This window comes from Thermodesulfovibrio sp. TK110 (assembly GCF_054658355.1).
Genome location: NZ_BAAHNB010000001.1, coordinates 662,676 through 681,053, shown reverse-complemented (window position 1 = coordinate 681,053; position 18,378 = coordinate 662,676). Strand labels below are relative to the sequence as shown.

18 protein-coding genes and 1 tRNA gene are annotated in these 18,378 nt (G+C 33.2%); 5 read left to right on the top strand and 14 right to left on the bottom strand.

Annotated elements, in window-relative coordinates; translation table 11 throughout:
* Position 1 precedes the first annotated feature (1 nt).
* Positions 2-637, top strand: a complete 636-nt coding sequence (gene thiE / locus ACYQ3X_RS03605) for a thiamine phosphate synthase (protein ID WP_460180465.1) — start codon at positions 2-4, stop codon at positions 635-637.
* Here thiE and ACYQ3X_RS03600 read toward each other — a convergent pair.
* The 10 genes from ACYQ3X_RS03600 to rpsU form a co-directional block, all read right to left on the bottom strand.
* Positions 626-1,414 carry an inositol monophosphatase family protein gene (locus ACYQ3X_RS03600; RefSeq protein WP_460180464.1) on the bottom strand — a complete coding sequence of 263 codons (789 nt, stop codon included), beginning with the start codon at positions 1,412-1,414 and terminating at the stop codon, positions 626-628. The genes thiE and ACYQ3X_RS03600 overlap by 12 nt on opposite strands.
* Positions 1,411-1,932, bottom strand: coding sequence for a nitroreductase family protein (locus ACYQ3X_RS03595; RefSeq protein WP_460180463.1), 522 nt, complete (start codon positions 1,930-1,932; stop codon positions 1,411-1,413). The genes ACYQ3X_RS03600 and ACYQ3X_RS03595 overlap by 4 nt, the downstream gene beginning before the upstream one ends.
* Positions 1,925-2,839, bottom strand: coding sequence for an ATP-binding protein (locus tag ACYQ3X_RS03590; RefSeq protein ID WP_460180462.1), 915 nt, complete (start codon positions 2,837-2,839; stop codon positions 1,925-1,927). The genes ACYQ3X_RS03595 and ACYQ3X_RS03590 overlap by 8 nt, the downstream gene beginning before the upstream one ends.
* Positions 2,821-3,219: a ribonuclease HI family protein gene (locus ACYQ3X_RS03585; protein WP_460180461.1), complete on the bottom strand. Its 399-nt coding sequence runs from the start codon at positions 3,217-3,219 to the stop codon at positions 2,821-2,823. The genes ACYQ3X_RS03590 and ACYQ3X_RS03585 overlap by 19 nt, the downstream gene beginning before the upstream one ends.
* A complete protein-coding gene (locus ACYQ3X_RS03580) occupies positions 3,216-3,680 on the bottom strand; it encodes a zinc ribbon domain-containing protein (RefSeq protein ID WP_460180460.1) in 465 nt (154 codons plus the stop codon). The genes ACYQ3X_RS03585 and ACYQ3X_RS03580 overlap by 4 nt, the downstream gene beginning before the upstream one ends.
* Before the next feature lie 298 nt (positions 3,681-3,978).
* A tRNA-Ile gene (locus tag ACYQ3X_RS03575) sits at positions 3,979-4,051 on the bottom strand.
* A 49-nt stretch (positions 4,052-4,100) separates the two neighbouring features.
* Positions 4,101-5,375 carry a sigma-70 family RNA polymerase sigma factor gene (locus ACYQ3X_RS03570; protein WP_460180459.1) on the bottom strand — a complete coding sequence of 425 codons (1,275 nt, stop codon included), beginning with the start codon at positions 5,373-5,375 and terminating at the stop codon, positions 4,101-4,103.
* Positions 5,368-7,068, bottom strand: coding sequence for a DNA primase (gene dnaG / locus ACYQ3X_RS03565; RefSeq protein ID WP_460180458.1), 1,701 nt, complete (start codon positions 7,066-7,068; stop codon positions 5,368-5,370). The genes ACYQ3X_RS03570 and dnaG overlap by 8 nt, the downstream gene beginning before the upstream one ends.
* Positions 7,069-7,077: 9 nt before the next feature.
* On the bottom strand, positions 7,078-8,034 hold the full coding sequence (locus ACYQ3X_RS03560) for an NGG1p interacting factor NIF3 (protein ID WP_460180457.1): 957 nt from the start codon (positions 8,032-8,034) through the stop codon (positions 7,078-7,080).
* Positions 8,035-8,109: 75 nt separating this feature from the next.
* Positions 8,110-8,307: a 30S ribosomal protein S21 gene (gene rpsU / locus ACYQ3X_RS03555; protein ID WP_460180456.1), complete on the bottom strand. Its 198-nt coding sequence runs from the start codon at positions 8,305-8,307 to the stop codon at positions 8,110-8,112.
* A gap of 90 nt (positions 8,308-8,397) precedes the next feature.
* Between rpsU and ACYQ3X_RS03550 the strand changes: the two genes are divergently transcribed.
* Positions 8,398-9,600: a putative DNA modification/repair radical SAM protein gene (locus ACYQ3X_RS03550; protein ID WP_460180455.1), complete on the top strand. Its 1,203-nt coding sequence runs from the start codon at positions 8,398-8,400 to the stop codon at positions 9,598-9,600.
* On the opposite strand, the gene ACYQ3X_RS03545 is transcribed toward ACYQ3X_RS03550, so the two are convergent.
* Positions 9,589-10,626, bottom strand: coding sequence for a zinc-dependent dehydrogenase (locus ACYQ3X_RS03545; protein ID WP_460180454.1), 1,038 nt, complete (start codon positions 10,624-10,626; stop codon positions 9,589-9,591). The two genes, ACYQ3X_RS03550 and ACYQ3X_RS03545, sit on opposite strands and share 12 nt — an antisense overlap.
* Complete coding sequence (locus ACYQ3X_RS03540) at positions 10,626-12,608, bottom strand: methyl-accepting chemotaxis protein (protein ID WP_460180453.1); 1,983 nt, start codon at positions 12,606-12,608, stop codon at positions 10,626-10,628. Before ACYQ3X_RS03540 ends, ACYQ3X_RS03545 begins: the two co-directional genes overlap by 1 nt.
* A 90-nt stretch (positions 12,609-12,698) precedes the next feature.
* Here ACYQ3X_RS03540 and ACYQ3X_RS03535 point away from each other — a divergent pair, with 90 nt between their 5' ends.
* Complete coding sequence (locus tag ACYQ3X_RS03535) at positions 12,699-13,148, top strand: cupin domain-containing protein (RefSeq protein ID WP_460180452.1); 450 nt, start codon at positions 12,699-12,701, stop codon at positions 13,146-13,148.
* Between the two features lie 13 nt (positions 13,149-13,161).
* Here the strand turns inward: ACYQ3X_RS03535 and secA are convergent, their stop codons facing one another.
* The gene (secA, locus tag ACYQ3X_RS03530; RefSeq protein WP_460180451.1) at positions 13,162-15,804 is read right to left on the bottom strand and encodes a preprotein translocase subunit SecA; all 2,643 of its coding nucleotides are present in this window, start codon (positions 15,802-15,804) and stop codon (positions 13,162-13,164) included.
* A gap of 67 nt (positions 15,805-15,871) precedes the next feature.
* On the opposite strand from secA, the gene ACYQ3X_RS03525 reads away from it, so the two are divergent.
* Positions 15,872-16,900, top strand: a complete 1,029-nt coding sequence (locus tag ACYQ3X_RS03525) for an Sfum_1244 family protein (protein WP_460180450.1) — start codon at positions 15,872-15,874, stop codon at positions 16,898-16,900.
* The gene (gene hypD / locus ACYQ3X_RS03520) at positions 16,897-17,955 is read left to right on the top strand and encodes a hydrogenase formation protein HypD (RefSeq protein WP_460180449.1); all 1,059 of its coding nucleotides are present in this window, start codon (positions 16,897-16,899) and stop codon (positions 17,953-17,955) included. Before ACYQ3X_RS03525 ends, hypD begins: the two co-directional genes overlap by 4 nt.
* Here hypD and ACYQ3X_RS03515 read toward each other — a convergent pair.
* The gene (locus ACYQ3X_RS03515) at positions 17,952-18,374 is read right to left on the bottom strand and encodes an OsmC family protein (protein WP_460180448.1); all 423 of its coding nucleotides are present in this window, start codon (positions 18,372-18,374) and stop codon (positions 17,952-17,954) included. The two genes, hypD and ACYQ3X_RS03515, sit on opposite strands and share 4 nt — an antisense overlap.
* Positions 18,375-18,378 lie beyond the last annotated feature (4 nt).

Sequence of the window (18,378 nt, the reverse complement as noted above, 5' to 3'; positions counted from 1 at the left end):
AATGTTGAAATTAAAAGGACTTTATGTAATAACAGATGAAAAACTGACTCCCTATGATAAAATTCTTGAAATGGTTGAAGAAGCCTTAAAAGGCGGTGCGAAAATTGTTCAACTTAGAGACAAAACAAATTCAGATAATTTTCTAATCTCCTATGTATTTTCATTAAAAGAGCTTTGCGAAAAATATAATGCCTATTTTATTGTAAATGATAGAGTTGATTTAGCCATAAAAGTGAATGCTCACGGAGTTCATATTGGCAAAGAAGATGCTGATATTGCTCAGGTAAAACAAAAATTAAGAAATAAAATCATAGGTGTTTCCTGCTATGATGATATTGAAAGAGCTAAAATTATGGAAAGCCTCGGTGCTTCTTATGTAGCATTTGGAAGTTTTTATCCTTCTTACACCAAACCAGAGGCTAAAGTAGTTGATAAATCAATAATTCAAGAGGCAAAAAAGATCCTATCAATTCCTGTTTGCGTCATTGGAGGATTAAATGTAGAAAGAGCTAAAGAACTGGTTTTTCTTGGTGCTGATATGGTTGCAGTAGTAAGTGACATCTGGACTGCTCCTTCAATAAAAAAACGAGCTGAGGAATATAAAAATTTATTTATCACCTTAGAATCAGCTTTTTAAAACTTCTTTAATTTTGTTCACTAAGAAAGAATGAATGACAGAGTTCCCTGCAATAATATGACCTGTTTTTAAATATTCCTTTCCACCTTCAAAGTCTGATACAATACCGCCTGCTTCTTTTATTAAAATTACACCTGCTGCAATATCCCATGCACTCAGGGCAAATTCAAAAAATCCATCCACCCTTCCGCATGCCACATAGGCAAGATCAATTGCTGCAGCGCCAGCTCTTCTAAGATCACTCACAGAGTAAAGCAGTGATTGAAATATTTTTATGTAATCTGGAATATACTGTTTGTTTCTGAATGGAAAACCAGTTGCAATAAGGCTCATTTCAGGCAAACTCAGTGTGGATACTCTAATTTTTTCTCCATTTAAAAATGCTCCACTACCAAGCTCAGAATAAAAAGTCTCATTCCTTGTGGGATCATGAATAACTCCTAAAACTATTTCTCCTTTATACATTAAAGCAATTGATATGGCAACAACAGGAAAGCCATGTATAAAATTGGTTGTTCCATCAAGAGGATCAATTATCCATAAATATTCTGCTTTTTTATAACTATTTGATGATTCCTCAGCCATTATCTGATGAGTTGGAAAGTGTTTTTTTATATGATTAATTATTGTTTTTTCAGAATAAACATCTACTTCTGTTACATAGTCTGAGATACTTTTTTGTGTGATTTCTTCACTGCTAATTGTGCCGATTCTTTCTTTTATAATTTTCCCTGCCTGCTGAGCAGCTTCCATTGCAATAATGAGATAGTCTCTCATTCAACAAACTCCACTGCTTCATGAATTGAAACTCTGAGTGGTGCTGAAGGAACATGAGCTGGATATCCAACAGGCAAAACAACAACAGGTCTTAAATATCTGGGTAAATTAAGAATTCTTGAGACTTCCTCTTCTCTGAATGCTCCAACCCAGCAACTGCCAAGTCCATTTTCATGAGCAACAAGCATTGTATTTGTAATACTACATGCCACATCCTGTATTGCATAGAGTTCAACTCCTCTTTCTCCGTATCTTGGATAAATTTTATTCTTATCAATGCATCCAATAATAACCAGTGGAGCATCTGCTATAAATGTTTGATATAAAGCTGCTTGAGCAAGTTTTGTTTTTATTTCTTTATTTTTTACAAAATAAAATTTTCTTGCCTGAAGATTTCCTGCAGATGGAGCCCATATTAAGGCTTCAATAAGCTTTTTAATAATATTATCAGGTATTTCTTTTTTTAAAAAAGCCCTGATACTTCTTCTTTCTTTAACTGCTTTTAAAACCTCATCCATGCTTATATTGTAACAACTTTTCTTTAAGTCTGCAAACACTACAAAGTTGAGTTGTTGTAGGATATCCGCATCTTATGCATCTGTGGACTAAAATCTCCTTTAATGGTTGAGAATAAAAAGTTTTTAATCTTTTTAAATAACCTTTGTAAAATCCTGCAATTGAGCCTGGAAACTCTTTATTTATTTCATAAACAAGACTTTTAAATATTTCATAAACTTCAGATTTATAAGGACATTGCTCTTCAACATATGTGATATTTGAAAGTTTGCAGAAAATTAATGTTTCTTCCTCTGTAATAAGACAGAGAGGTTTAACTTTTCTACTTAATCCTTCTTTTTCTTCAAGAACTGGTGATGCTCTTGCCAGAAGCTCATCATTCCAGAAAATCATATTTTTCAAAATAAAAGAAGCTTCATCATTGAGAGTGTGTCCTGTGACAATTGTTTGTCCTTCTGAATGCTTATTTAAAATATATCTTCTTAACATTCCACATACTGCACACACAGGTTTTTTTATTATTTTTGAAATTTCTTCCAGTGAAACTTCAAAATCTTCCTTTAACTGCACAATTTTTAAAGGAATTTTTTCTATTTTGCAAAAATTCTGCACTATTTCAATGGATTTTTTTGAAACTTCTCCCAGCTCTGCATTTATATGGATGGCTTTTACATTATAGCCTAAATCTTTTAGTGCTTTTGTAATACTCATGCTGTCTTTCCCACCTGAGATAGCTACTATGAGTTTTTCTTTTGTTCCGAACATTTTAAATTTTTCTATTGTTTCCTGAACTCTTTTTTTAAAAAACTGAGGAAAACAGTCAAGACAAACCTTTAAATTGTAATGTCTGAGAATAATACCTTCTTTTAAATTATTACAGATTTTGCATCTTAGTTTTCGTGTTTCCATGATGCTTCTTTAGCGAGTTTATCTGCTACAGAATTCTCTTCCCTGTAAACATGAAATATTTGATATTTTTTAAACTTATTCAAAAGCTCTTTGACTTTTTCATATAGTGGAATTAATTTTTTATTTCTTACTTTATAAACTCCATTAATTTGACGAACAAGAAGTTCACTGTCTGAAAAAATTTCTATCTCCTGTACTTTTTGTTTTAATGCTTCCTCTAATCCTTTGATCAATGCTGTGTATTCTGCTACATTATTTGTTGTTCTTCCAATATATTCTGAGATCTCTATTTTTTTGTTATCTAAAATAATCAAACATCCAATTCCTGCATCTCCCGGATTTCCTCTTGATGCACCATCACAATAAAGCTGAGCTTTCACTGAGTCTGAACCTGTGCCTGCTCTAATTTTTTATCAGGCTTATAATAAAGAAATCTACCACATTGAGGGCAATGATAAATTGATTGATTTAATTTTATTTCCACATAAAGCTGAGGCGGGATGTGAAGAAAACAACCCTGACATACTGAATTTTTTACCTGAGCAACGGCTAAGCCTTTATGCTTTTTCATCAGTTCCATATATTCTGCATAAATTTCTGAAGGCAACTTATTTATTAATTGTTTTCTTTCTTTTTTGAGTTCATCAATCTGCTGAGTTGTAATATCAATTTCTTTTTCCAGTTCCTTTTTCTTTATTTCAACTTCTTTTTTTCTTGTGTCAATCTCTGCTTTTATTTCTTTAAGAACCTTTTTTGCTTCATCAAGATCATAAAGAATCAACAAAAGGTTTTCTTCTTCTTTCTTTAAATTTTCCTGAACTGATTCAATTTCTTTTAACAATGCTTGATACTCTTTGTTTGTTTTTACTTGAGATGTTTTCTCTTTGAGTTTTTTTATTTTTTCGTTAATATCCTCAATTTCAATTTCTTTTTCTTTTCTCTTTTTTTCCAGATTTATAACTTTTTTATTTTCGTTTTCAAACTGTTTGTCAATTTCTTGTATTTTTTTTCAAAATTTTTTATTTCCAGAGGAATTATTTCAAGTTTTTGTTTCAAAGAAAGAATTGAGGAGTCAATTTCCTGCAGCTTTATAAGAGTATCCAATTCCTCATTCACTTTTCAGGTCTCCTTATAAAAAATGGGCCCACCAGGATTCGAACCTGGGACCAACCGGTTATGAGCCGGTAGCTCTGGCCGCTGAGCTATGGGCCCTAAATAAATACATTACAAAATTTACTATAACCTTAAAAAAATAGATTAGTCAACTCTCTCTGATAAAGTCTTTAAGCCATTTAAGTCTACACAGTCTTTTTAATTTTCTCATAGCTCTCAATTCAATCTGTCTAATTCTTTCTCTTGAAACAGAAAATTCTTTTCCAACTTCTTCAAGGCTCTTTGGCTTTTCTTCATTGATTCCATATCGTTTCATTAATATCTCTTTTTCTCTTTCTGTGAGAATATCAAAAACCTTTTCAATTAAGTATTTTAAATCGTCATGTAATGCTTCTTCATAAGGATTTGGAGAGTTTATGTCTTCTATGAAATCTTTTAATAGAGAATCATCATCTCTAAGTGGAAGATCTATTGATATAGGCTCTTTAGTTATTGCAAGAAAATCAGCAATTTTATCACTCGGGATATTTAAATTTGAGGAAACTTCATCAAGATCAGGTTCATTTTCTGAATTTTGATATAACTCACGATAAAGTTTATTTATTTTACATATACTATCAATAACATGAACGGGAATTCGAATTGTCTTTGAGTGATCTGCCAGAGCTCTATTGATTGATTGTCTTATCCACCATGTGGCATATGTGCTGAATTTAAATCCTCTTTTATATTCAAATTTATCAACAGCCTTCATAAGACCTATATTACCTTCCTGAATTAAATCTTCAAGAGTCAGTCCCCTGCCCATGTATTTTTTAGCAATACTAACAACAAGTTTTAGATTTGACTCTATCATTTTATTTTTGGCTTCCATGAATTCGTTGAATATCTGTTTTATAACTTTAAAATGATTTATAAATTCATTGTTTGAGATTCCTGTAATAGATTTTAAATCCTTTCCTTTTATGATTTCTTTTGTAAAATTATCAAGTTCTTCTACAAACATATTTGTTAATTCATCTCTTAGTGGAATATTAAATATTTTTTTCAAAAATTCCTTTGTTGTTTTCTTTCTTCTCATGATTTTCTTTATGTTTTCTGAGACATTGATAAATATCTCTTTAATTTGCTCAAGGTCAAAGTTTTCCTCTTCATCCAGCATTTCTTTAGCTTTTTCAGGATCCTTTGAAAAAATATTACTCAATTCATAGATTTTTCTCTGGACAAAGGGAATCTGAAGCAATTCTTTTATTAACTCCATCTTTTTATCGCTTATGGTTCTGGCAAGATTTTTTTCTTCCTGTCTGGATAGAACAGGGAAAGCACTAATGCACTTAAAGTAAAGCCTCAAAGAATCATAAAGTTGTAATGTTTCATCACTGTCCTTATCTTTTTCCGTAAAAAAATCTTTTTGCTCATCCATTGTTGTTTCGTATAATAGTTTTCCTTATTTTAATTAATTCATTAAGGGTTCTTTCATCTCCTAATTTTGCAACTTCTTTAATTTTTTTATCAATAGATTTAAGTGCAAGACTTCTGATGCAGTCTTTCATATTCTGTATAACTGATTCTTCATCAATCTCAGAGGTCATTATTAATTTAGAAATAAAAGCTTTTTCCTCTTCATCAAGCAGATTTAAAAGTTTATTTAACGACAACTGGCTATTTTTTTGTAATTGCTGTATCTTTAAAAAGATGTTTTTTATTGATAAATCTTCAAAGTCTTCAATTTTAATTTTTTCCAGTATATAATTGATTTTTTCAGGATAGGAAAGCACTATGCGAAGAAGAATTTCTTCTTCTTTAAACCCAGAATATGCTTTAATATCAATTCGTTCTTTTCTGGAAGTTTTATTTGATATAATCTGTTTAAGTTCATCTCTTAGAGTTACCTCATTAATTCCTGTTTTTTCTGAAAGTTCTTTTAAAAGCTCATCCCGATATATAAGGTCTTTGTGATAGCTTAAACTATTAAGAAAATTACGAATTCCTTCATTTAATTTTTTTTGTGGGTAAGTCTTGATAATTAAATCAACAGCAGATAAAGCCTTTGATAGATAGTTTTTAAATGCTTTTTCTCCATATTTTTGTAGGAAACTGGCAGGATCTTCTTTTTCAGGTAATAAAACTATTTTTACTATAAATCCTCCGTTAAACAAAGGTAACAATGACCTCTGTGCAGCTACCACACCTGCTTCATCTCCATCAAATATTAACAATATTTTATTTGTAAATTTCTTTAGATTATTGAGAATTCTTTTTGTTTTTTCTAACTGTTCTTGCGTAAGAGCAGTTCCTAAAGGTGCAACTACGTTTTTAAATCCATGTTGATGACATAGAATTACATCCATATAACCTTCCACTACAATTACATATCCTTTTTCTCTGATATGTTGCTTTGCATGCCAGAATCCAAAAAGATTTTCTCCTTTTTTAAATATGGCAGTATCAGGTGAATTAATATACTTAGGAAGTTCTGCCTGAGAATCAATTAGTCTTCCACCAAATCCTATAACTTTACCTGTCAGATCATGAATCGGAATAATAATCCTGTTTCTAAAAAAATCGTAAGAATTACTAACTAGGCCTGAGGAATTAATTAAATTTTCATCAAAGCCTTTTTCTTTTAAAAAATTACATAAAGAATTTCTTTCTTGAGGTGCATAACCAATTTTGAATATCCTTACGGTTTCCTCATTAATGCCTCTGTTTTTAAGATAAAGTTTTGCTTTCTCAGAACTTTTTAACTGCTCTATGTAGTAATAGCTCGCATGTTCGTATATCTCATAAAGTTTTTCTTTAGAAGCATAGGAAATACTTTTTTTTAAAGGTTCAAATTCAACTCCTGCTTTTTTTGCAAGGAGTGAAAGAGCTTCTATGAAGCTTATTTTTTCATATTCCATTATAAAAGTAACAATATCTCCACCCTTTCCGCATCCAAAACAGTGAAAAATCTGTTTGGAAGGATTAACAAAAAATGAAGGAGTCTTTTCTGAATGAAAGGGACAGAGGGATTTGTAATTTTGTCCAGTTTTTTTTAAATCAATATATTCAGAGATAACATCAACAATGTCTAATCTGTTTTTTATTTCTTCTAAAATTTTTTGATAATTCATCCGAGAGGCTTATTGCCTGCTAAAACGTCTGAACCCTGAACACTCAAAAACCTTAATTTGCTCTCCCTCTGTTATTTTATCAAGAAGCAAGTTTAGACCAAGAGTATCACTTGCTATGTGCCCGGCAATTATTACATTTATATGATTTTTTTCTGCTTCTTTGCGATGTTCTTCACTTAAATGCATTGCTACAACTGTATTTATTCCGCTTAAAGCCATGCTCTGGAAGATATCTTTTGAACCCTCAGTGCCTCCTGTCATATCAACAAAGATTTTTCCTGCTTTTCTTTCTTTGCTTCCAATTAGAATTTTAGGACCTGCATTATTTTTTTCAGCCTCTCTGTATTCAGGAATCTCCAGAAGTAAGTCTATAACATCCTCCAGAGTATATGGTTTTTTTTCATCAAAAAGTTTTTGTAGATATGTAGCAACCATATTGTCTGCTGGTGTATGAAGACACATAAAAGGTATATTAAGAAGTCTTGCAGCATCTACTGCCCTTGTATGATTGACAGGCATTAATTTTCTTTCCACTTCTTTTATTCTGCCTTCTAGGAGACTTTCAGCAATATTTATAGGAACACCAAATCTTCCAAGTATGTCAGCCTGCATGTGCATTACTGCAAAAAGCCTTGCATAGGCTCCACCTTCAGGATGATGGGCAAGAATCAGGTCTACTGAATTACCATTTTCTCTTAGACAATGGGCTAAAACAATCTCTCCTACTTCCATGTCTATTCCAGCAATAACTGTTTTGATCTCTTCATCTCCTGTTCCAAAAAGAATTCTTGAATCACTATAAGGATTTTCAAGAGACTCTATATCAAAAAATTCTTTCTTTTTATCAGAAAGTGCTTCATACTCCTTTTTTCTTCTTTCAAGTTCTTTTAAAACTTCATCTTTTCCTCTTGGATCATTTTCAATGCCAACCTGAATAGCTTTTTTATATAACTGACGTAATTTCATAGTTCCTCCTATTTTAAATAAAATAAAGGAGATTCTGTTTTTTCAGAATCTCCAAAAATATTAGCAAGACATAGATTATTTTGATAACATTTTCATTTTTTTTGCTAACTTTTTCTTGGCAGCAAGAATCTTTTTCTTTCTTTTAACACTTGGTTTTTCATAATGCTCTCTTTTCTTGATTTCAGAAAGTATCCCTTCTCTTTCACACTGTTTTTTAAACATCTTCAATGCTGCCTCAAATGAATCCATTTCCCTGACATTTACAGAGGGCATTCAGTTACTCCCCTCCTCTCTTTTTAGAATTTTAATAAATACTTTACCAGCAAAATGTTATTTTAGTCAATAAAACTGTTAAAATATTTTATGCTTATCAAGAAATCACCTGATATTTACGAAAAATTAACTCTTCTTGCAAATGGCGCAAAATTTGATGTCTCCTGCTCTCCTTCATTTGATAGAAAAAATTTTTCAAAAAAAGAGACTATGTCAAAATTTGGAATACATAACACATGGACATCTCAGGGAAAATGCATTCGTCTTCTTAAACTATTACTTACAAATTTTTGTATAAATGATTGTGCTTATTGCATAAATAGAAAACGAAATGATATTCCAAGAACAGTTATAATGCCTGAAGAATTAGCAAGAATTGCCTATGATTTTTATAGAAATAAACAAATTGAAGGAATTTTTCTGAGCTCTGGCATAATTGGCAGTCCTGACAAAACAATGCAAATGATGATTGATGCAGTAAAAATTTTAAGAATTAAGTATCACTTTAATGGATATATTCACTTAAAAATAATTCCTGATTCAGAAGAAACTGCTATTTCCGAAGCAGTCAAACTGGCAGACAGAGTAAGTATAAATCTGGAATTACCAACAGAGCAGTCTCTTTCATTGATTGCTCCTGATAAAAAATTGAGTTCCATTCTTCGTTCAATTGAAAAAATAAACAAAATAATTGAAAATACTGAAAAAGGAGCAAAAAGCCATACAACCCAGTTGATTGTTGGAGCTACTGCAGATACAGATTACCAGATTCTTAAGCTCTGTGAAAATCTTTATAAAAACAATCAGAGGCTTAAAAGGGTTTATTATTCTGCATATATTCCTGTAAATGATGATCCAAGACTGCCACAAATTTCAAAACCGCCCATTCTTAAAGAACACAGACTTTATCAGGCAGACTGGCTCATAAGATATTACGGATTTCAGGTTGAAGAAATTCTTTCAGAAGAAACACCTTTTTTAGATGAGAAAATAGATCCAAAACTTGGTTGGGCATTAAGAAATATTTATTTATTTCCTGTTGAGATTAAAAATGCACCCCTTGAAAGCCTTCTTCGTGTTCCTGGGATAGGACCTGCTTCTGCAAGAAGAATTTTGAAATTAAGGAAAACATCTTCTTTAACTCTTGAAGGATTAAAAAATCTCGGAGTTGTAATAAAAAGAGCAAAACATTTTATAACAATTGATGGAAAATACTATGGAAATAAAAATATAATCCACTGTTTCAGAGAAAGCTATACAAAAAATATTGAGCAATACAGTTTAACTATCTAATAATATCATGCATTTTAATGAATTTTTTGCCATTGCTGTAATTTCATAAGCATCCTTAACTTTTTCAAAGGGGAATCTGTGGGTGATAAGTAAGTCAGAATTCACCACTCCATTTTCTATAAACTTTAAAGCCTCTTTCATATCATCAGGTCCACAGGAATAACTCGGTGTAATAGTAATATCATTAAAATAAATTTCATTCACTGAGAAACATATTTTTTGCTCTGGTGGTGCTGGAGTAAATATTAAAAGGGTTCCTCCTCGTGAAACAAGCTTCAGAGAATTCATTATCACATCAGTATTTCCAGGTCCAACTATGACTACCTGAGCCATTAATCCATCTGTCAAATTATTCAGTTTTTCATAAATATCTTCCCTGGAAACATCAATTACATAATCTGCACCAGCTCTCAAAGCTTTTTCAAGCCTGAAAGAAACCATGTCTGCACCTATAACTCTTTGAGCACCGAATTGCCTTGCAAGCATAATATGAATCTGTCCCATTACACCAAGCCCAATTACAAGCACTGTATCAGCTTTTTTTATATTTGCTCTTTTTAAAGATTTAACAACGCATGCAACTGGCTCAACCAGTGCTCCCTGTTCAAAAGATAGAGAGTCTGGAAGTTTTAATGTATCGTTTTTAAAATTAACCTCTGGAACAACTATGTATTCTGCAAGACCTCCTGGAAATATTTTTGATTTTTTCCATGTTTCGCATTGAACATAATCTCCTCTTGCACAGTAAAAACAGCTCATGCAAGGTGCATGATGATGAACCACTACTCTGTCTCCTTCTTTTAAAGATATTTCTGATTTAATTTTTTCTCCAATTCTTACAATTTCTCCTGAAATCTCATGTCCTAAAACAAGAGGTGCTTTTTTTTCAATGTACCATGGCATTACATCACCAGAGCATATTCCACAGGCTTTAACTTTAACCAGAACATCCCTTAAACCTATTTCAGGAACTGGCATTTCTTCTATTCTTATTTCACCAAATTTGTAGAGTTTTACTACTTTCATTAAACCTTTACGCCCTTAATTGCCTCTGCAAGTTTTCTTATTACATCATTTAAGTTTTCAACTTCTTGCATAACAGCTTCCGTGGTATTCTTTACTTCTTGAACAAGAGCACTTGAACGCTCTGCTGAACGTGCAACTTCATCAGAGGCTGAAGACTGCTCTTCAGTGGCAGTTGCAATCTGCGTGATTTGATCCTTTACTTTCTGAGAGTGTTCGGCAATTTTATTGAGGGATTTCTTTACCTCATTCAGTGACTTAAGTGCTTGAGCTACTTCACGGGCAGTGGCATCCATACTTTTAATGCTTTCATGGGATTCAGTCTGAACAGCTGTTATTTTCTGTGCAATCTCATCAGTTGCTTTTATTGTTCGCTCTGCAAGTTTACGAACTTCATCTGCAACAACTGCAAAGCCTCTGCCCTGCTCACCAGCTCTTGCTGCTTCAATTGCTGCATTCAAAGCAAGAAGATTTGTCTGGTCAGCAATATCTTTAATCACAGTGACAATGTCTCCAATTTCTTCAACACGACTATTTAAAGCATCTATGGTCTTTTTAAGCTCCACTGTTGAACGATTTGCTGACTGAACTGTCTTCATTGAATTTTCAGCCAGAACCTGTCCTTCTTTTGCTACATTCATGCTTTCTGTGGCAAGGTCAGATGCTTGAGCAGCATTTTTTGCAATGTCTGTTATTGTCTGGCTCATCTCTTCTGCAGCAGTTGCAATCTGATGAGCCTGTGAGGTTTGCTCATTTACTTTTGCCTTTACAGTTTCCACATTTGCCTCCAATGCACCGATTACTGATTGAACCATTGAAGCAGAGTTTTTAATATTTCTTACAAGTTGCTGCGTGAATTCTTCCACTTTTATAACAGACCTTGCAATAAGTCCAATCTCATCCTTTCTTGTTCTATAACTTTTACCAAAACCCACAGTGCTAAAATCACCTTTTGCAACTTCCTCAAGTTTTTGTGCCATATCAGGAATCGGCTTCAATGACCTTTGCGTTACAAAAAGAATAAGTAATGAAACCATTATAGCAGCAATTATGTTCACCACCCACATAAGATTTCTTATTCCTGCAACCTGAGATGAAATATCCTCAATATAACTTCCTGATGCAATTATCCAATCCCATGCAGGATAATATGTATAGGCAACAACCTTTTCCCGAGAAAAACTCTCTCCAGGATTTTTCCACGGATAATAAATTAATCCCTCTTTTTTATTGACAATCTCTTTTATAAATTCTCTTCCCTGAGCATCCTTTGCATCTATGATGTTTTTACCCTCTAAAGCAGGATGTACCATAAGAGTTCCTTTTCCATCAAGAATATACATATAACCAGTTTTTCCAACTTTAATAGAACGAATAAAGTCCTTAAGATGTTTCATTGTTTTTGTTATATCAAACCCGATAAATAATACTCCCACTACATTACCTGATGCATCTTTAACAGGAACATATTTTGTCATGTAATCTTTACCAAAAAGAGTTGCTTTACCAATATAAGTTTCCCCTTTTAAAAGCAATTGATAAGCTGGATGATTTCTGTCAAGAGTTGTTCCAACTGCTCTTGATCCATCTTCTTTTTTAAGAGATGTGGCAATTCTCAAAAAATCATCCCCCTGTCTTTTAAATATTGTTGCCACTGAGCCACCTGTAAGTGATGTGAATTTATCTGGAATTGAGTTGTCTGGTTTTATTGCAGCTGGACCCTGTGGAAGCATGGTTTGAAAAATCTTCATGAATTTTTCGGCAGAATCCTTTGCAGCTTCATCAAAACATGCAATCTGCTCTTTAACAAAATTTACTTCTCTTTTTAAGGATTCAATACTTTCCTGTTCAATTTTTGACTTTGTCTGAAGATAAATAATTAAAGCAACTCCAGAATAGACAATAAGTATTGATACAACAGAAAGAATAAATACCCTTTTACTTAATGAAAAAGAACTCAATAAATTCCGAAATTTACTAACCATAGCCCTTCCCCCTATAATAATTTAATAAATTTACAAAATCCTGTTTTATTTTTTCACTGTTTTCAAAATTTTGGTTTATAATTATATATCATGTCAAAAGAAAAAAAGCAACAACAAAATTTTTTTTGTGAACTGCCTTCAACACAAAAAAATAAAAAAAGCAGAATAATCAGATTTAAAAATGGAGTATGGCAGGGAATAAAAAGTATTCCCTATAAAGATAAAAAAGGAAACTGGTTTTCCATTGAAAGATTTCCACTTGTAAAATCTGATTCAATTAAATTTGAAGTAAGATACTTTGAAATTGCACCAGGTGGTTGCTCCTCTCTTGAGTATCATCAGCATTCCCACGTTGTTATATGTTTAAAAGGGAAAGGAAAGGTGCGTCTTGGAAAGAAAGCTCACATTTTAAATTATCTTGATATACTTTACATAGCACCTAATGAGATTCACCAGCTAATTAATCCTTTTCAGGAGACTTTTGGATTCCTCTGTATCGTTGATTCTAAAAGAGACAAACCTGTTGAAATCAATGAATAAAGCTTTTTTAAACTCAAACATTTTTACCGCAGCATTTTTTATACTTTTTACCGCTACCGCATGGACATGGATCATTCCGTCCTATTTTTTTAGGCTTTTGGGCAGGCCGATTTGCACCATCTCCACCACTTCTGTGAAGCTTGCGAGTCTTTGGAAGTTTAATTTGAGATTCTTCCCTCACTTGAATTTTAAACAGCCTTGTAAGTATGTCTGATATGATATTTCTTGACATCTCTTCAAAAAGTTCAAAGGCTTCTTTTTTGTATTCTACAAGAGGATCTTTTTGAGCATATCCTCTCAGTCCAATTCCTTCTTTAATATGGTCTATTGCAAGAAGATGGTCTTTCCACTTCGTATCAATTACATGAAGAAAAATCATCTTTTCCACATCACGCATCAGTTGGCTTCCAATTTTTGCTTCCTTTTGCTCATAGGCTTCCTTAAGCTTTTCAATGAGATACTCTTTTATTTCCTCCTTTGATTTATTGTTCAAATCAACATCCAAATCAAATCTCACATTTATCTGTTCTTTTAATTTTTCAATGCCTTCATCTTCCTCTGATAGATAAAAATCAACCATTTCATCAATTTCTATCTCAAGAAGCTCAAAAACTTTTTCTTTTAAAGAACTACTTTCAAGCACTTCCTTACGGAAGGAGTAAATTTCTTTTCGCTGACTGTTCATGACATCATCATATTTAAGCAAATGTTTTCTTATATCAAAGTTATGTGCTTCCACTCTTTTCTGGGCATTTTCAATTGCCTTTGAAACCATTTTGTTTTCAATTGGCATGTCATCTTCAATTTTCAAAAAATGCATGAGACTCTGAAGTCTTTCTCCACCAAAAAGCCTCAGAAGTTCATCTTCAAGGGAGAGATAAAAACGAGATGAACCCGGATCACCCTGTCTTCCTGCCCTACCCCTCAACTGGTTATCAATTCTTCGTGATTCATGCCTTTCTGTTCCAATTATATGAAGACCACCGAGGGAGACAACTTTTTCATGCTCTTTGTCGCATGTCTCTCTGGCTTTTTTAAGAGCCTGTTGAAATTCCTCTTCAGTATAATCTTTGCCATCAAGCATTTCTCTTGCTAAAAACTCTGGATTTCCACCAAGAAGTATATCTGTTCCTCTTCCAGCCATGTTTGTTGCAATTGTTACAGCACCAATTCTTCCTGCCTGAGCAACAATTTCAGCTTCTTTATCATGATACTTAGCATTTAAAACATTGTGGGGAATCCCCTTTTTCTTAAGCATTCTACTTAACAGTTCAGACTTTTCTATTGATGTTGTTCCAACCAGTACAGGTCTTCCAGCTTTATAGCATTCCTCTATTTCTCTGACAACTGCCTCATACTTTGCCTTTTCAGTCTTATATACTGCATCTGGATAATCCTTTCTTATCATTGGCTTATGAGTTGGAATTACAACCACTTCAAGATTGTAAATCTCTGCAAACTCAGCAGCCTCTGTATCCGCTGTTCCTGTCATTCCAGCAAGTTTCTTATACATTCTAAAGTAATTCTGAAAGGTTATTGTTGCAAGTGTTTGATTTTCCGCCTCTATTTTTAATCCTTCCTTTGCCTCAATTGCCTGATGAAGTCCATCAGACCAGCGTCTTCCTGGCAGAAGTCTTCCTGTAAATTCATCAACAATAATAACTTTTCCATCTTTTACAACATAATCCACATCTTTCTTAAAGAAGTAGTGAGCCCTTATTGCCTGATTTATGTGATGTACTGTCTGGATAGTGGAAGGATCATAGAGATTGTCTATTCCTAAGAGTCTTTCAGCTTTACGAGACCCCTGTTCAGTAAGTACCACCGTTTTAAGCTTTTCATCAAGCTTAAAATCTTCATCAGGTTTTAAGTACTTAATAATTCTGTTAACAGCATAGTAAATATCTGTTGATTCCTCTGAAGGACCTGAAATAACAAGCGGAGTTCTTGCTTCATCTATAAGAATACTGTCAACTTCATCAACAATTGCATAGTTCAGTTCTCTCTGACACTGTTCTTCAATGCTATAGCACATGTTATCTCTTAAATAATCAAATCCAAACTCATTGTTGGTGCCATAGGTAATGTCTGCAAAATAAGCTTCTTTTTTGCTGCATGGACGAAGTCTATCAAAGCGTTTGTCAGGAACCCTATAAGAAGGATCATAAACAAAAGAAGCATCAGGTTGAATCACACCAACACTGAGTCCCAGAAAATTGTAAATGGGTCCCATCCATTGAACATCTCTTCTGGCAAGATAATCATTTACTGTTACCACATGGACACCTTTGCCTTCAAGAGCATTTAAGTATGCAGCAAGAGTTGCAACAAGAGTTTTACCTTCTCCTGTTTTCATTTCAGCAATCTTACCTTCATGTAAAACCAGTCCACCAACAAGTTGAACATCAAAATGTCGCATTCCAAGAGTTCTTTTTGCAACTTCACGGACAACTGCAAAGGCTTCAACTAAAATATCATCAAGACTCTCTCCTTTTGCAAGCCTTTCTTTAAATTCTTCGGTTTTTGTTTTAAGAGTATCATCAGAAAGGTTGGAAATGGTTGATTCAAGTGCATTAATTTCCTCAACAATTTTGAAGTATCTTTTAAGCTCTCTTTCATTCTTTGTTCCAAAAATCTTCTCTAAAATCTTAACCATAGTTGTATGTTAAAACACCATAACTGATTAATTCAAGAAAAACCTTCCAATATGGTATGATAAAATCATGTTAAATTCAGAGTTTTTTAAAACAGTAAGGTATAATTGCGATGTGTCAGATGCTAATTACTGGGGCTATTTTTCAATCTGCACACTGCTGCTTCGGCTTAGAGAGCTTTACAAAATTGAAAGAGGACTGGAACCCTGGGATAGCATAAGTAATGATGAAATACTTCCGTGGATTGAAAAAAAAGAAGCAGTCTGGAAAGAGCTTGAAAATGCCTCTTTAATTCCATTTCAAATTAATGGCAAATCTTATTCACCCTTTGATATTGATGAAATAAACAGCATAATTGTGAACAATGGCTTTGTTTATGGAGCTGGTTTTGCCTTATTTATGAAGCCGAGCTTTTTTGTCGGCTCAATTTACAAATTTGAAAAAATTGATGGGTATAATGTTTATTTTGTTGACAGAGAAATTGTAAGAGATATTTTTTCTTCGCCCGGGATGAGTGTGGGTGATACAATTTTCATAAGATTAACAGACATAAAATACAGGCTATGGGAAGATTTGCAGAGCTGGAGCGTGAAAAACTGTCATGAACTTATTTCAAAATCTGGAATTTCCCATGAATATTCTCCTCAAGAATTTAAAAAAATTGTTGATATATATTCAAAAATAGTGCTTTATCATGAAATAGCAGAGCAGGAATTAAATTCATCTTGCTGGAATGAAATAATAAAAAAATGTGATAACTCAAAAACAGAACATATTTTAAGAGGAATTATAGATTTTGTTGCCGATTTCTCAGAAAAAGGACCTATCCATAAAGCCTTTCTTGAAAGAAATAAAGAGCTCCTCAGTTTATACATACTTACGCAGGGTGCTTATCAAAAAAAGATACTGAAACCTATTCTTTTACAAATACAAAAGGCTCTTATATCAGAAGACTGGCAGAAAATTGAAGAAATAAGAAATCTAGAGTTTAACAGATGGAAAAACAAACATGAAGAAATACAGGAGATTTTTAAATTGCAAGGCTTTGAAGCAATTAAAAATTTAACAAATAGAATATTTGAAGGAGGAGTAAATTGAAAGAATTCATTGAAACTATTGAAAAACTATCAAAAAAAATCCAAAGACAAATAAGTCTCATGGAAGTCTGTGGAACTCATACTGTATCAATCTTCAGACACGGTATAAGAAGCCTGATACCAACTAATATAAAACTGTTAAGCGGACCAGGATGTCCTGTTTGCGTAACTCCAATAGAAGATATTGACAGAATGCTTTATATTGCAAAACAGCCCAATGTAATTCTTACAACCTTCGGAGATATGATGAGAGTTCCAGGAAGCAATGGTTCTCTTTACAAAGCTAAAGCTGAAGGTGTTGATATAAAAATGGTTTACTCACCCCTTGATGCACTAAAAATTGCTGAAGAAAACAGGAATAAAAAAGTGGTGTTTTTTGCAGTGGGATTTGAAACAACTTCACCCCTAATAGCTGCTACACTTTTTGAAGCTGACAGAAAAAAAATTGAAAACTTTTACATTTATTCTGTTCATAAATTGGTTCCTCCAGCACTTGAAGTTCTGGTAAATACAGAAGAACTAAAGCTTGACGGTTTTATTCTTCCAGGGCATGTAAGCACAATAATTGGAAGTAAACCCTATGAATTCATTGCCTCAAAATACAAAAAGGCATGCGTGATCACAGGATTTGATGCTGATGATATTCTTCAGGCAATAACCATGTTGCTGAAACAAATTTTAGATGATGATCCAAAAATAGAAATACAGTATAAAGATGCTGTAAAACCAGAAGGTAATCCAAAAGCAATGGAATTTATAAACAGATACTTTGAACCATCTGATAGTAACTGGCGAGGTATTGGAGTAATTCCTAAAAGTGGGCTTAAACTTAAGAAGGAATACTCATACAGAGATGCTGAAAAGGTTTTTGATATTCCTCTACTACAGTCTAAGGAACCAAGAGGATGTCAATGTGGTCTTGTGCTTAGAGGGGTGAAACTTCCGCCTGAGTGTCCTCTATTTGGAAAACTCTGCACCCCTGAAAATCCTGTTGGAGCATGCATGGTAAGCTCAGAAGGAAGCTGTGCAGCCTATTACAAATATGGAAGAGGCTAATCAACCTCCTGTATTTTGTATGAATGAATTATCTTTGCAGAATGCTCAAGTGTTGCCTTTACAGAACAGTATTTTTCCATTGAAAGCTGAACAGCTCTTTTTACAGCTTCCTCTGATAGATTTTTACCTCTAACAATAAATTCAATTTCTATCTCAGTAAATCTTTTTGGATATTCCTCAGCCTGTTTACCATGAATATTTATTTCTATACCTCTTACATCCTGCTTTTTTTTAGCAAGAATTGAGGCTATATCCATACCACTGCATCCTCCTAAGCCAACAAGCAAAAGCTCCATAGGACGCATTCCTGTATTTTCACCACCATAATCTGGGCTTCCATCCATAACAATTGCATGATTTGTACCTGATTGTCCTATAAACTGCAATCCTCCTGCCCATTTTACCTTTGCCTTAAGCATAAAA